This is a genomic window from Bacteroides sp. FSHCM14E1 (assembly GCF_019633785.1).
GTDB lineage: Bacteria > Bacteroidota > Bacteroidia > Bacteroidales > Bacteroidaceae > Bacteroides > Bacteroides hominis.
Genome location: NZ_JADKYL010000007.1, coordinates 46,500 through 62,130, shown reverse-complemented (window position 1 = coordinate 62,130; position 15,631 = coordinate 46,500). Strand labels below are relative to the sequence as shown.

Genomic DNA, 15,631 nt, shown 5'->3' with positions numbered 1-15,631 from the left:
AAGTACCACCTATATTTATCCAATAATAATTATTACATCATTTTTCTTATACAGTCTAGTTGGAAGAACTGACATTATATAGAGTTTTTGTTTTTCCTTATCAATAAGATAACTTAACCTATCAATAATCTTTTGGGCAAAAGTTCTTTTATCACATTTAACACCAGGATGTTTTTTAAGCAAAATATTCACAGCATATCTTTCCTTTAGCATTAGTTTAATGTCATAAACCTCAGTCAAATATGGAATATAAAAAGCCTTCACTAGTTCCTTATCTATATGCCATGTATTGAACACATTAATTTTCACAATCTTATCATCTATGTAATTAATATTTTCAAAATGATAAAATACTGTAGAGCAATCAACTTTATTCCTACTTACAATAACACAGCCTGAGTCATTTATTAAACGCAATTTATATTGAGAGATGTTCCAAGGAGCTATTCCAGCACCTACATTAAGAGTTTCATGTACAAAATCATAGTCAGTAGTCCAATTATCCATATATTTTTGATCCCCCCAATAGACACCATCACCATCACAAGAACAATGCGTTATACATTGTCGACGCCATATTTCAAGCAATATATTACCATTTTCATCATTCAAAAAAGTATTATATTGAACACAGTATTTCCCAACAGTCCGACACATTAAATCTCTATTATAGTCATTAAAACGATGACCTACTATTAATACAGAAGCATTCTCATGAAGCATTTCGTTCATCAAAACTATAGGATCCGAAAAAAAGTAGATATCCGCATCAATGTACGTACAATGTGGCTCACAATATTCATGCAGAACGTAAGATATCAAAGAAGATGAACAAGTCCAACAATATTCACCAAAGGTTCTATCTGACTTTACTTTAAGCAAATCATCATCTTCAAAGTCTGATAGCTTAATCGGTTTCAAGTTCCTAAAATTTAGATCAACTAAAATTTCATAGCACCTATCATCCATGGCCAAAGCATATAGAGTAAATTCACTAGAGACTCTCTCAAGAGAATTATACATTGTGATAGCCTTATCTAAATAAGCAACATTAAAAAGTGTACAAAAAATCTGCATACTACTTCAACTTATACAATAGGTTACAACATTTATTAAATAAGTATACAAAAAAGCCAATTTTAGCGCTAAGATATATCCATTTGAGGTCATTTGAATATATAGCTTTAATTTCACTTCGATTATTAGGGTAGATATCTAAACCATAATTAGCTAAAGAACCAAGCTTCATTTTTTCCCAAAACGGTTTTCCTTCAAAAGACATACATGATATATAATCCTTTGAAAAGTCACTTGCTGGTTTACTTAAACCAGCATAATCCTTAGTATATACCATAGTAAATTGAGGAGTTATTGCCACTTTATGATTTCTTAATATGTCAAATTCCAATTTGGCATCTTCATAACGTATTAGAGTCTCATCAAATTTATACTGTTTAATTAATGATGATTTATAGAGTGTAGCCCCTGCTCTGATATCGAAGGAATTAAAGAAAAGTGAACGAAAGTTATTTAACACGACCCCTTCACTTACATTGTAAAGGCAACGCCTCTTTTTTCCTTCAAACTCAACATAAAAGTTACTAGCCGCAATACTTACTTCAAATTTTTCCGCTAAGTTTAATAAGGTCTCTAAAGCATTGGGTAAAAGATAATCATCCGCATCAATATAAAGCAGCCATTCACCTTTCGCCATTTGTATCCCCATATTACGTGCTGACGATACACCACCATTTGACTTATAAATATAATGGATACGTTCATCAAAAGTATATTGCTCAGCCACTTGCCCACTGCCGTCATTCGAACCATCGTCAATAATCAGAAGTTCCCAATCTTTATAAGTTTGCACAATTACTGATTCTATAGTACGCCCAATTGCTAAATACTTATTATACAAAGGAATTATTACCGAAACCATATTTATTAAAAGTAATATAACATATATTTCTATAACTTATTCAAATTTTGCCTCTTAATGAAATTTCTCTACTAATTTCACTAAAAGACAAACGATGGTTTAAATTCAAATAATAACGACTATGGTGAGAAATTCTCTTTTCCTTGGGAGGTAGTTTCATATAATCTCCATATATACTTTTTAAACACTCCTCATAACCAATTGGCACTTCAATAGACATACTTTCAAATGGAACCAACACAGACTCCGAAAACAATTTTTTGTCCAATACCTCTCCCATTCCATAAGGTCCATCATAAGAAACCAAGAAATTACCTTTAGACTTTTTTATATCTTCAACACAACTTAAATACTTCTGTTTATAATATGCGTATTTATGTCTTTTATAGAAAACACAAGAGATTTGTAATAATAAACACTTCAGTTTCAACCTAAACAATGAATGCAAAATATCTCCTAAAGAATATCTCATCATTGATTGAGCCACCAAAAGTGAATACTTATCATATCTATTTTTAAGAGTTATTACTTGCTCCATATTACACTCATCTAAAGGAAATACATCTATGTAAACACCCAAAATAAGAGGGCGATTTTTAAACTCCCAAAGAGTGGTATTCGTATCTACGAACTTTGCTAAAGAGAGTAACCAATAACCATCGTCATTAATATCCATAATATCATAATGATCCATGACTTTTCCCTTCAGAGAGCAGAATTTATCATAATCTTCACGTAACATATAAACATCTATATCATCATCCCATGGAATTAGTCCTTTATGTCGAACAGCACCGATAAGCGTTCCATAAGCCGCATAATATTTTATTCCATTTGCTTTACAGAATCGATCAAAAGCTGCAAATGTTTCTAACAACTTTACCCGATATTCTTTTGTTAAACCTTCATTCATTGACAAATAATTATTCAATTTATTGTTCCCAGAACATTTTTCAATCGTTCTATTATGTCTTTTGTAACTATGACAGGGTTATTTACCAATCGCTGAATATTTACCTGATTCAACATTATGGTCAAGTCATTATCTCCATATCCATTATTACATAAACCTATATTGTTCAGATAACTTTGCATTTCAGACTGTATATTAATCTCATCAGAGAAGCCTAATTGAGACTGAAGCCATGCTGTCTTTTTATAATACTCATCAATATTTATTCTTGGTTGGAAAGCAAAGTCCTGTTTTTCCAATAAGTTTAATGCCATAAAAAAGGGAAATGAAAGAGCTACAGCATGTCCATGTGGATAACCGCAATGAGTAGTAAAAGCATACGAAAAAGCATGTGGAGCTGTAGTCTTAGTAATAGCAATTGCACACCCAGACCAATAAGCTGCAACAGACATCAAATCGCGAATCTCATTTGAAGGAGAATTTACTACCTTTGGAAGATTATCCCAAAGAACAGAAATAGCTCTTTTGGCATATTCATCAGATTCTGCTGTGGCATTCACATTCCAATAGGCCTCTATACTTTGAGAAAGTGCATCGAAACCTGTACAGGCTGTCAGATATGAAGAATTATTATAAGTAAACTGAGGAAATATCACAGCATAATCAGGAAGCATATCATTATGAGCCACTGAGTACTTTATTGAATTCTTATAACATACAGCAAAAGGAGTGGCTTCACATCCAGTCCCAGCTGTGGTTGGTAATGCAATAAGAGGAGTTAATTCCTTTTTCTTTTCAAAAACAGAATCAACCAAATCGCCATCATAAGCAGCTTTAAAACGAATTAATTTAGCCATGTCAAGTACACTTCCGCCCCCACATGCTATTATAATGTCCGATTTTGACTTCTCGAAAAAATTGCAACCATTATTAACTTCTTCTAATATAGGATTTTCCTGAAAGTCACTAAACTCACTTACGAAACAAGCATGTCGCCTAAATAAATCTGAAAGAATATATTCTGCACCACTGCTAATAAAGGAATGTTTGCCACGAATCAAAAAGACACGATGAGGTTTATTCTCATCAAAATATGTTTCAATAAGATTCATTGCATATTTACCTATAGCAGTAATCTGACTATTTTTTTTCATTATTCAAAAAAGTCATAAAAGATAATTTATTTTGTATTGGAGTAATAGATGGCCTTCCCAAATCTTTTCGATTCCCTTTTTTAACCTTAACCTCTAGAAGAATAGGTCCTGCTTCTTTTATGACCTTTTCTAAAGCAGTCTTTAAAGCTTCTTCACAATCAACACTATATACAACTTTATAACCGACAGCTCTTGCTATTGCAGGGATATTAATCTTAAGTCCTACAGTTGGCTGACCACCTACAGAATCGTGAGATCCATTGTTAAACACAACATGGATCAAATTTTCAGGGCCCTTATCTCCAATAATTGCCATTGATCCCATATGCATAATCACAGCACCGTCACCATCAAAACAATAAATTTTACGATCGGGTATTTCCAGTGCAATCCCTAATGCTATTTGTGAAGCATGTCCCATAGAACCAACTGTAAGAAAATCACTCTGATGGCTTTCATTCATTTTTGTTCTGTATTCAAAAAGCTCTCGCGAAATCATACCTGTTGTTGAAACTATTACATCCTTTTTTCCAATTGAATCTACAACCATTTGAATAGCGTTTTCTCGACTCATTGATAATTGTTGTAATACAGAATCCTCCTTTAATTTAAGCGAATATGATTCGAATGTATCTTTTTCTATTATTAAAGCAAATGCTTCGTTAGTTTCACGCATATAGACCAACGCATCATCTAATTGCTTAGTGAAATCAACTTCACTCTTACTCATCACTGTATTCTTAATCCCCATTACATCCAGTAAAGGAATAGTCACTTTTCCCTGCTTAACATGCTGCGGTTCGTCATGAACTCCTGGTTCACCACGCCATCCAATCAGTAAAAGAATAGGTATATTATAGACTTCTTTATCAGTCAATGACGCAAGAGGATTGATAATATTTCCCTCTCCTGAGTTTTGCATATACACAACTGGAATTTCCCTTGTAGCCAAATAATGACCTACAGCCAAACCGACTGCCGCCCCCTCATTTGCTGTTATAATATTATGCTTTGCATCCTTGTTATCCGCAATATAAGCACATATGTTTTTTAATAAAGAATCAGGAACACCTGAAAAAAAATCAATTTGCCTATCTGAAAGGCTATCAATAAAAAATTTTGGTGAAATCATCTTTTTAATGCTTTTGTACCAGGTATTAATTCTAAAATTTCTTTGATTGGCATACAATAATCATTGGATGCTTCTAACGAACGTTCATGAGTCAAAATTGATTTTGCACAATCCAGCATTGCAGGATAAGCACTTCTAAGCATGTGATTGGCATAAATAACAACATTTATACCCCATGAAGCCAATTCTGATTCAGTAAACTGATTATAAGTGGTTGGTACAGCAACTATTGGTGTCGTCGAGTCGATTTTTCTGAAACATGTACAAAAATTCTTTATGTCCATCCCAGACTTGTCTTTACTATGAATCATAACTCCATCAGCCCCTGCCTTAACATAGGCAGCAGCCCTTTCCAAAGCATCCTCCATTGATTTACCAGCAATAAGACTTTCGATACGAGCAATAATCATAAAAGAGTCTGTTACTTGTGCATTTTTTCCCGAACGAATTTTATGGCAGAAGCTTTCTATTGAATCTTGTGTTTGAACAGCATCAGTACCAAATAGAGAGTTTTGTTTTAAACCGATCTTATCCTCAATGATAATGGCGGAAATACCAAGCCTCTCAAGCGTTCTAACCGTAAATACAAAATGCTCAACCTTTCCACCTGTGTCACCATCAAAAATTACTGGTTTTGTTGTACATTCTAAAGTATCATTTAAATCATGTAAACGAGTTGTTAAATCAACAGCTTCTATATCCGGTTTTCCTTTACTAGTTGAGTCTGTTAGAGAAGAGGACCACATACCATCAAATTCATGCTTCACTCCGTTAATTATTACCGAAGCATTTTCTGCAATGAGTCCAGTCAACCCGTTATGTGATTCAAGAATACGAACAATAGGTTTTGCGTTTATTAGCCTGCGAAGTCTTTTCTGCCTGATTTCCGGAGTTGTACCTATTTCTTTTATCCTCTCATTCATTGCAGTAGAAGAAAAACCTTTAGTATATGCAATATCAACCACTTCCCCCCCCCACTTTAACAAACACTTAATTACACGTTTACGAGTATTAGATTGAACACCATCAATCCAATCGTCACCATGAACAACATAATCCGGACGTAGTTTTTCAAGATTTGGAACATAGTCTAAAGTCTCTTGAGGTATAACAGAATCTACACCTTTGATACTTTTAACTATCTCCGCACGCTGTTCATAATCTAAATAAGGAAGGCGCTTATAACTTGCAATAGCTGCATCTGTTAGAACTCCAACAGTTACAGAACCTAGTTTGGAAGCCTCTCTTATTATATTTAAATGACCTGGATGAATCATATCCGCACTCATTCCAACATAAACTTTTTTACATTTTTCCATCTTACATAGAATTTATTAGAAAAAACAAACAGGAAGTGTTAGTTATAACAATTTATTAAGCAGTTATTTGAAGATCTATTTATATTACCTAAAAATGTTTTTTTTATTCTCAAACGAAATATAAATTATGCTCATATTTTATTCTTAATATAAAAAAAAATACTATTCCGTTCCAAACGATTCATCCCAACGAATAGACATAGACACACATAAAACATACATGACACGCCAATCCCCATAACACGCATAAAATCAGTTTGTAGCATAATAGAATTGTAGAGATACAGATATAAGCCTGATAGACACAGAACCTTAATTACGGGTAAAAAAACTTTTTTTGAAAAATGCAAAACATCAAATTTGATAATTCGATGCATTAACCATAAATATATCATTCTGCTAATAAAATCGGTTACTGTAAAAGTAATTATAATAGTTACGGGGGGCATCCCCCATTTATATAAAAGCCAAGATATTGGTAATCCAAGCAATAATAATACAGAACTTATTATTTGAAACCATTTCACATGACCAGAGGCTTGAATAATAGAGCCACATGAGCTATTTATACTCCGCACTAAAAGACTTACTAACATCCAGCGAGAAAGTACTAAAATACCCTCCGGCAATGTACCGAGCCATAATCTTAAAAGAAATTCCAGCTCAACACCAATTGAAAATGTTACAAGAAGCATTATGAACATACTATATTTAGAAATTTTCTCAACAAGAGAAAATGCATCTCTATAATTACCAGAGGCATAGGATTGAGTTATTTGTGGATCTGAAGCAGTCCCAAGATTATTAACAAACATCATAATGAAATTTTCGATTTGGAATACTATAGCAAAAGCTCCATTCACAATAATTCCAAAAAAGTAATTTATAACCACAGAAGCACCTTGAGTACGAGAAAGGTATGCAATAGTTCCAATCGAAGTGTAATTATTGAAAACCAAAATTTCCTTATAAATATATTTTTCACGTGACAGATGCCATTTCACAATATCCCCAAACTTTCGATAGCAATAACTATAATAGAAAAGAAAAGAGAAAAGAGAAATAAAACAGACACCGATCGCATAAAAAAGAAGTTTATTACCAGACCAACACATAAGTAAAATAACTAAAGGCACTTTCATGAAATTAGATAGCAAATCAATTATTGCCATCTTTTTAAATTTCTCAAATGCTAACATTAATCCTTGAAATGGAATATTAATAATACCGATAGCAGAAACTGTAGTAGATATAAAATATATCAAAACTGCATCGGAAAGTTTTTCTGGCAATACGTTCAAAACGTTATAAATATACCATAAACCAACAGTAAGACCTATGATAAAAATAGATAAAGCAAATCCTATATGTAGAACTATACAAACATTGAATACTTTATTTAAATTTCCATTAGGTCCTTTACCCATTTCTACATTAATAAAACGCTGCGTGGTCATATACATTCCTATACTTACCACATTGAGCATCGTAACTATACCCCCAACAACATTATATAATCCATAATCAGCTTGTCCTAATTCAAGTAAGACATATCTTGTAGCTATTAGGCTGATTATTGTCGTAACAGCCATTCGAGCATAAATAATCAATGTATTAACTGCAATACGCTTATTGTCGCTCATCTCATTAACTATAAGTCATCTCTATCTAAATATAAACAATGACACTTTATCTATTTTAATATTTTGTGTAATATATCAGACACGTAATGAACTTCTTCATCCGTTAATGCAGGATACATCGGCAAAGAAAATATTTCTTTTGCAGCAGATTCTGTTTCAGGGAAGTCACCTTCCTTATAACCAAGGAACTGGTAACCTGTCATGATATGAATGGGCCATGGATAACTAATATTTACAAATATATTATTTTCTTTTAATGCTGCCATGATTTCATCACGATTAGAATGACGAACTACATACAAATAATAAGCATGTTTACCGTAATCTGCTTCTTTTGGCAATATTAAATTAGTATCTTTCAGCAATTCATTATACAAATACGCTATTTCTCTTCTACGTTTGATATATTGATCCAAATGAGGCAATTTTGTCAAAAGGATGGCAGCTTGAACTTCATCCAAACGAGAATTATAACCATGTTCGATAGCATAATACATCTTCTCTGCACCATAAAATCGCAAACGACGCAATTTCCCTTCCACCTCTGCATCATTGGTAATAATCATTCCACCATCACCATAAGCACCTAATATTTTCGTAGGATAGAATGAGGTTGTAGAAGCATTAGACATTGAACCTGCCTTATACCCTTTATATTCTGCACCTTGAGCTTGCGCACAGTCTTCAATAATGGATAATTTATATTTCCGGGCCAAAGCTATGAGTTCATCCATATCGACACACTGCCCGTAAAGATGAACTGGAAGAATACATTTTGTCTTTTCCGTAATATGACTTTCCACCTTTGTCACATCCATTAAATAAGTAAGAGGATCGATATCTACAAAAACAGGCGTAGCCCCGACAGTTACTATAGCCGAAACAGTAGGAATGGCCGTATTGGGCACAGTAATTACCTCATCACCAGGCTTCACACCAACAGCAAGTAATGCCAAACTTATGGCATTAGTACCATTATCACAACCAACACCATGACTAACACCACAATATTCAGCGTACGCCTGTTCAAAGTGTTTTCCTTTTGTACCAAGAATGAGTTGTCCTGATTCAAAAACATCTTCTACAGCCTTTAGTATTTCTTCTTTAGAAGATGCATACTCTTTTAAATAATTCCAAACTCTTACTTCCATATTTTATTATATTATATCTATAGTATCTCTTTGTAATTTAAAAAGTTCTGATAATTTCTCACATAATCATTTTCATCATATACATGAGAAGCTAATACTAAACAGATTGCACCAGAGGAAAACCCTTGTTCGGAAGCCCAAACACCTGGCGGAATATGTAAGCCGTAATATGGACGATTTAAAAGTACTGTCTTTCTATTAACACCGTCGTCTAAAACAACTTCAAAACTTCCACTTGCTGCAATTAAACATTGATGGCATTCTTTATGAGCATGGGCTCCTCGAGCTCCTCCACCAGGAATGTCATAAGAATAAAAAACACGTTTTATATCAAATGGCACATTCTCTTCACTATGTACAGGAGTTATATTTCCTGAACGATCCTCTATTTTAGGAAATTCTATTATTGAACAATCAAACACCGTCATAATGAACTCTTTTTACTTTGCACAAAATCTATATATTCCAAAATATAATCATCTGGATCATAATTTGTAGAAGATAACACTAACGCCAGTGCATTAGTAGAGAAATTTTGCATTTTTCTCCATATACCTTGAGGAACATAAATTCCATAATAAGAGCGATTCAAAGAAAAAACTTTCTCACAATTTCCATCATCCAATACAACATCAAAACTACCAGAAAGAGCTACTATAAATTCTTGATTTTTCTTATAAGCATGGCCACCACGTCTTTCCCCCCCCGGTACATCATAAATCCAGTATATACGCTTTATTTTAAAAGGGATATTTTCAATTTCTTGTATAATGGATAAATTACCACGCTTATCTAATATCTTAGGTAAATCCAATACCTTCACATCCTGCATATCCATACCGCACTCAATTCAGTCCTTCTATAATTTTCAACAAATATTTCCCATACTGATTATTCTTCATCTTTTCTGCCAGTTTTCGCAATTTATCAATAGTAATCCACCTTTGTCCAAAAGCTATATCCTCTAAACAAGCAATCTTCAATCCTTGTCTTTTCTCAATCACTTCGATAAATGTGCTAGCTTCTGCCAAAGAATCATGTGTGCCTGTATCTAACCAAGCAAAGCCACGTCCTAGTAACTGCACTGTTAACATTTTCTTATATAAAAATTCTTGATTAATTGAAGTAATCTCCAACTCGCCACGAGATGAGGGTATAACACTTTTAGCTAACTCAATAACTACATTAGGATAAAAGTAAAGACCTATAACTGCATAATTTGATTTTGGATCACATGGCTTTTCTTCAAGACTCAACACACTTCCTTCTTTATCAAACTCAACTACCCCATAACGTTTTGGATCACTCACCCAATAACCAAAAACTGTAGCTTTATTCTCTAAATCAGCCTTTTTCACAGCAGCCTGAACCATTTCAATCAATCCATCTCCGTAAAAGATATTATCACCTAAGACTAAGCATACAGAATCATCACCTATAAATTCCTCTCCTATAATAAATGCCTGTGCCAAGCCGTCGGGAGAAGGTTGCTCAGCGTATTCAAAACGAACTCCAAAATCAGAACCGTCACCCAGCAAACGTTGAAAGCCGGGTAAATCATAAGGAGTGGAGATAATCAATATTTCACGAATCCCCGCCAACATGAGTACAGAGATAGGATAATAGATCATCGGCTTATCAAATATCGGAAGTAACTGCTTGCTTACCCCTTTAGTGATCGGATATAAGCGAGTGCCGGAACCACCGGCCAAAACAATACCTTTCATAATTAAAACTTAAAGTGAATTCGATTGATTTGTAACTATTGGCATACAGCCATAACAGTTGTTTGTTGATTGGCAGCAAAGATATATATCATTTTTGAGCCCTAAATTGAGTGCTTACAGATTACTCAAAAAATCACTATCTTTCGTTCATCCCAATTTATTCTTCAACATACTCCCACGGATAAGGATTATCCACCACAGTCTGAAACTCGTTGATAGCCTCTTGCTGTTCAGTAGTAAGTGATACCGAATCCCAAGAAGCGATAATTGCACGGGCTTCGTCAGCCAAAGGCTCGTCGAATACCTCACCATAGCAGGCAGTAAGCAGGCGGAGCTTCAATAGCGAAGCGGGAAGAGTATCGAGGATATCCCAGCAACGATCTAATATTTCCTGAATATGTTCGCGCTTTTCTCCGTGGTCGATGAACGATGCATTGTAACCCATCAGGAGAGCGAGACAGACAGAGGCCTGTTCTTCAACCGTAGAACCTTTGATACCGGAATTATACAATGTTGTGGTCAAGCGGTAAACTTCATTGTTACGGCGGGACAAGTCATCGCTGTAAATGGGACTCCCGTCCATGCCCAAATACATCAGGTCGTGCGCGGCACGCTGAAGGGAAGCTACTTCTTCGGAAAGAGTCATAATAAATTTGAATTATGAATTATTTGATTACTTCTATAAGATCAGGATGAATGGTGGCCATGGCAACTGCTATGACACCTTGTATAGCAATGACCACGCGACGATCCCGGGCGCCTTTCACTTTCAGGAAAACACCTTCCTGACCCTCGAAGTCACCACCCGTGATACGGACTTTGGTGCCTTTGGACAGGTTGAGTTCATCGGGTTGAAAGTATAGGAGATGGTCACTGTAGGTGCCGGCTACAGCGATGAAACGCTGCATTTCATTGTCGGGGATAATTATCTTCTTGCCGCTACGGGTATCGGTGATATATTGCAAATAAGCAACCATAGACTTGACACGCTTCACTTCGGAAGGACAAGCGTGAATAAAAATCAGATTGTGAATGATAGGAACCAAGACACGGACTTTTTTTCCTTTCTTTATACTTATCTTGTATTGCATGGGGACAAAACAGCCCAAGTTCTCTTTCGCAAGCAACCGCATAGCGTCAGTCTCACGACGGTATGTGGCACGCATAGCGAACCATATTTCGGTCTCTTTCTCCACTTCCATTATTCGATTATTTCAGAAAAGGACATTCTCCCGGGGCTTTGAACTTCTTGCACATACCTGAAATTCAATCACTTGCGAGTACTTTATGTAATATACGGCAAGCTTTGTACTCTCTTGCCACGGTTTCTTGCAGCTACTCATTACCTATCTGGTAAGAAACTATAAACGAACGAATTACACTAAAAAAACGTGTTTTTAAACGTTCGTCTGATTGAACACTGTTTTTGTATTCATTTATTCATTATCGAGAAATAAAATCAGACAGATAAAAAAAAGATTTTTATTCAGAAGTATCTGTTTGGCAATTAATACATTAAAGCAGAAAGCCAAGAGTGTAAATCATTTTTTTTATTAAACATTTTGCTATTATGAAAATACCCCTTATCTTTGCGTTCAAATAAACGAACGTTTTTTGAAACATCCCTCCTCTGCCAAACTATCGCATTATAAATCATCAATTTACCGACAAAAAGAAATCAAATTCCACAATTTATCCTGTATTTGCAAGTTTACTAAATTTTTCGTCCATACCTTTGCCATATTTTACACAAATAAAAATCACTAAAATTAAAAAGAGTATGAACTACGAAAACAAACAACAAGAAGAAAAAAAAGGAAATCAAAAAAAACAAGACAGACAACAAGCAAACATCTGACAATAAAAGTCTTAAGTCAAACAGGGGACGAAAAAAGGAGAAACCTATACAAGGGATTGTTTTGAAACACTACGAATGCTTAAAGCTACTAATCACACTCTATCAAAATGGAGCAATGGGTATAAAAAAGGAGACATCACAAATTGCATTAGCCCGATATATAAATGACAAAAAACTATTAGGGAATATTCGAAACGGAATATTCATTCCATTGAAGCTCAGCACCATTCTAAAGGAAATAAACACCATCTGGAACGAAACGCTACAAGATAAATCCATTGGCATAAAATAGACAAGAAAACATATCATGAATTATTATACTCCAACTTAATCGGCAAACACTCTACCTTCGGGCCGTAAACAATTTATAAACTTTAAAATCGTATATGTATGAAACGAAAAAAAAGGCCGGCATCACAAAGTGAAGCCATGAGACTAAAATGGAAAAGACGTATCGTCTTCGAAAAAGGATACACCGAGTCGTGCGCAGAATGGATGGCGGAACGCCTGGAAGCGTTATTGGATCACATGCAATATGGACATGCGGCAGTGGCTTACCGAAAACAGAACGGGAGTTTCCAACTGGCGAAAGCAACACTGATTTATTACGAAGCGGAGTTCCATAGGGAATATGATCCCACAGAAGTAGAGGGGGCGGTGGTGTACTGGAATGTGGACGAACGGCGGTGGACGACGTTTCAAGTGGAGAATTTCATGGAGTGGAGACCGATCGTATAGGGGAGGCACCACAGATTACACAGATTTTCACAAATGAATTATTTCTATTTTGAGGAATCAGGAGAAAACGTCTTTGGGAATCCGGTGTAATTTGTGGTAAATATCTTATTGAAAGTACAAACAACTAATCTAAAAAACAATATGGCGACAACATACGACGGGATCAACTATTTCCCGATAGGCGTAAACTTCATGGAAGAGAACGCAATGGAAGTGATAGAAGTAAAATATGGAATAAAAGGGTCGGCAATTGTGCTGAAACTGATGTGCAAGATTTACAAGGAGGGATACTACATACGGTGGGATGAAGAACAGTGCCTGATTTTCGCAAACAAGGCAGGAAGAGAGGTGCAAGCAGAAGAGGTGAAGGGAATCATCAAGATTCTGTTCATCAAAGGAATACTGGACGAAAACAGTTATCGGGAAAACGGAATACTGACTTCGGAAAGCATACAAAAGGTATGGCTGGAAGCTACGAAGCGAAGGAAAAGAGAACTGTCGGAGCTCCCCTATCTGATAGTAAAACCGGAAAAGGAAAACGGAAAACCCGATGCTCCTTCTACGCCACAGGAAACTCAGCAACCAGAGCTGTTCAAAGAGGAAAAAACACCTGTTAACCCGAAAAACGTAGTACATCATGTAGCCGTTGACGCAAAAAATGCATGCGATTCCGGACAAAGTAAAGTAAAGGAAAGTAAAGCAGAGGAAAGTAAAGAATTCCCCCCCTCAGCTCCCCCTGAAGGGGAGGGGGAAAAGCGGAAGGAGGATTCTGCTTATCTACAGATACCGGGATACGCCTTCAATACAATGACGCACAATTACTCGGGACTGATGGACACGCTAAAGAGATTGAGCGTTACCGACACCGGGGAAGTAAACTCCATACTCAGGCTGTCGGACTATGGAAGGAAGGGAACGACGGTATGGAAACTGATTGCAAACACTTGCTGGAGCGATATCGGAGCCAAAGGAAGATATCTGATAGCGGCGCTAAACAAGGCGAAAAGAAGATAGCAGGGAGTGTCAGTCCCCTATTTGTAGTTGACAAAAAAGCAAGTATACAGGCTTTTGACCAGAAACGGATTCAGTGAAACAAAGAAGTAAAGAGTGTGCTTAACAAACTAAAACACAGTGTTTTTAAAGCACAAGATTTCTATCGTCCAAAGCTTTGTTTTAACGCTACGTTAAAGCTTGTTCTTTAAATGCAAATAGCAAGTGTTTTAAATGCAAAAGGCTTGTTATTTGCACACAAGAATAAAATAACGGAGAAATGGCGTTAACAATGTTAATTGAGAAACACTCTACAAACAAAAAGAAATCCCTGTCATTCTAAAATCAAAAGTACAAATAGCCGTAATCAAATTCCCAATATATTATGAATTTCATGATAAAGGTACATAACTCAAGCCACAAAAAGCTCAAATTCACAATATATTGGGAATTTCCTTGCTTATCAAACAAATACTTACTATTTTTGTTTCAAATTCACAATATATTGGGAATATGAAACAAATTGGAATACAGATTCGCCAACGAAGAAAAATGTTGGGTATAAATCAGCAAACACTTGCCGATTTAGCACAAATCAGTATCAATACTATAACAAAAATTGAAAATGGAGAAATAAATATTAATTTTCAAAAGCTCTATGCCATATTGGAGGTATTAGGATTAGAACTTTCTCTGAAAATTAAAAATAAGGAGGGACATCTATGAGACAAGGAATCGTATACTTGAATAAAGAACGGGTAGGCATTATTACGGAATTATCTTCTAACGAATATAAATTTCGCTATGATGACGAATATTTCAATGATCCATCAAAGCCCTCCATAAGCCTGACATTGACAAAACAACAACAGGAATATACTTCCCATTATCTATTTCCCTTTTTTGCCAACATGCTGTCAGAAGGGCACAACCGCCTCGTTCAGGCAAGATTATTGAAGATTGATGAAAAAGATGATTTTGGTATTTTATTAGCTACAGCACATACCGACACGGCTGGGGCTGTAACCATAAAACCTCTCGACTATGATTGAATTAACTTGCTGTCC

Annotated in this window: 17 protein-coding genes; 4 read left to right on the top strand and 13 right to left on the bottom strand. The window is 35.4% G+C overall.

From position 1 onward, the window contains the following. Positions 1-15: 15 nt before the first annotated feature. The 13 genes from ISX59_RS12415 to upgY all read right to left on the bottom strand — a co-directional run bounded on the left by ISX59_RS12415 (position 16) and on the right by upgY (position 12,180). Entirely contained in the window at positions 16-1,077 is a 1,062-nt protein-coding gene (locus ISX59_RS12415) for a hypothetical protein (RefSeq protein WP_050503230.1), read from the bottom strand. A gap of 1 nt (position 1,078) precedes the next feature. After that, entirely contained in the window at positions 1,079-1,939 is an 861-nt protein-coding gene (locus tag ISX59_RS12410; protein WP_050503231.1) for a glycosyltransferase family 2 protein, read from the bottom strand. A gap of 40 nt (positions 1,940-1,979) precedes the next feature. Continuing rightward, complete coding sequence (locus ISX59_RS12405) at positions 1,980-2,852, bottom strand: phosphorylcholine transferase LicD (RefSeq protein WP_049129554.1); 873 nt, start codon at positions 2,850-2,852, stop codon at positions 1,980-1,982. Between the two features lie 14 nt (positions 2,853-2,866). Further along, positions 2,867-4,006: a phosphonoacetaldehyde reductase gene (locus ISX59_RS12400; protein WP_220575946.1), complete on the bottom strand. Its 1,140-nt coding sequence runs from the start codon at positions 4,004-4,006 to the stop codon at positions 2,867-2,869. Continuing rightward, on the bottom strand, positions 3,993-5,138 hold the full coding sequence (gene aepY / locus ISX59_RS12395) for a phosphonopyruvate decarboxylase (protein ID WP_032537203.1): 1,146 nt from the start codon (positions 5,136-5,138) through the stop codon (positions 3,993-3,995). The genes ISX59_RS12400 and aepY overlap by 14 nt, the downstream gene beginning before the upstream one ends. Then, complete coding sequence (aepX, locus tag ISX59_RS12390) at positions 5,135-6,457, bottom strand: phosphoenolpyruvate mutase (RefSeq protein ID WP_220575945.1); 1,323 nt, start codon at positions 6,455-6,457, stop codon at positions 5,135-5,137. Before aepX ends, aepY begins: the two co-directional genes overlap by 4 nt. Before the next feature lie 131 nt (positions 6,458-6,588). After that, a complete protein-coding gene (locus ISX59_RS12385; RefSeq protein ID WP_032537206.1) occupies positions 6,589-8,100 on the bottom strand; it encodes an MATE family efflux transporter in 1,512 nt (503 codons plus the stop codon). Between the two features lie 50 nt (positions 8,101-8,150). Then, a complete protein-coding gene (locus ISX59_RS12380) occupies positions 8,151-9,251 on the bottom strand; it encodes a DegT/DnrJ/EryC1/StrS aminotransferase family protein (protein ID WP_032537207.1) in 1,101 nt (366 codons plus the stop codon). Between the two features lie 17 nt (positions 9,252-9,268). Then, positions 9,269-9,679, bottom strand: a complete 411-nt coding sequence (locus ISX59_RS12375; protein WP_032537208.1) for an FdtA/QdtA family cupin domain-containing protein — start codon at positions 9,677-9,679, stop codon at positions 9,269-9,271. Further along, entirely contained in the window at positions 9,676-10,089 is a 414-nt protein-coding gene (locus ISX59_RS12370) for an FdtA/QdtA family cupin domain-containing protein (protein ID WP_032537209.1), read from the bottom strand. The genes ISX59_RS12375 and ISX59_RS12370 overlap by 4 nt, the downstream gene beginning before the upstream one ends. Before the next feature lie 7 nt (positions 10,090-10,096). Further along, positions 10,097-10,978, bottom strand: a complete 882-nt coding sequence (gene rfbA, locus ISX59_RS12365) for a glucose-1-phosphate thymidylyltransferase RfbA (RefSeq protein ID WP_032537210.1) — start codon at positions 10,976-10,978, stop codon at positions 10,097-10,099. A gap of 157 nt (positions 10,979-11,135) precedes the next feature. Then, a complete protein-coding gene (locus ISX59_RS12360) occupies positions 11,136-11,624 on the bottom strand; it encodes a UpxZ family transcription anti-terminator antagonist (RefSeq protein ID WP_032537211.1) in 489 nt (162 codons plus the stop codon). Positions 11,625-11,643: 19 nt separating this feature from the next. After that, complete coding sequence (gene upgY, locus ISX59_RS12355) at positions 11,644-12,180, bottom strand: capsular polysaccharide transcription antiterminator UpgY (RefSeq protein WP_005784914.1); 537 nt, start codon at positions 12,178-12,180, stop codon at positions 11,644-11,646. A 1,046-nt stretch (positions 12,181-13,226) separates the two neighbouring features. Here upgY and ISX59_RS12350 point away from each other — a divergent pair. The 4 genes from ISX59_RS12350 (at position 13,227) to ISX59_RS12335 (ending at position 15,616) form a co-directional block, all read left to right on the top strand. After that, positions 13,227-13,574: an SH3 beta-barrel fold-containing protein gene (locus ISX59_RS12350; protein WP_032537212.1), complete on the top strand. Its 348-nt coding sequence runs from the start codon at positions 13,227-13,229 to the stop codon at positions 13,572-13,574. A gap of 141 nt (positions 13,575-13,715) precedes the next feature. Then, entirely contained in the window at positions 13,716-14,588 is an 873-nt protein-coding gene (locus ISX59_RS12345; RefSeq protein WP_220575944.1) for a DUF4373 domain-containing protein, read from the top strand. A 489-nt stretch (positions 14,589-15,077) separates the two neighbouring features. Further along, the gene (locus ISX59_RS12340; protein WP_005818358.1) at positions 15,078-15,290 is read left to right on the top strand and encodes a helix-turn-helix transcriptional regulator; all 213 of its coding nucleotides are present in this window, start codon (positions 15,078-15,080) and stop codon (positions 15,288-15,290) included. Continuing rightward, positions 15,287-15,616 (top strand): HipA N-terminal domain-containing protein, encoded by a 330-nt coding sequence (locus tag ISX59_RS12335; protein WP_044300157.1) that lies wholly within the window; start codon positions 15,287-15,289, stop codon positions 15,614-15,616. The genes ISX59_RS12340 and ISX59_RS12335 overlap by 4 nt, the downstream gene beginning before the upstream one ends. The last annotated feature ends 15 nt before the right edge of the window (positions 15,617-15,631 follow it).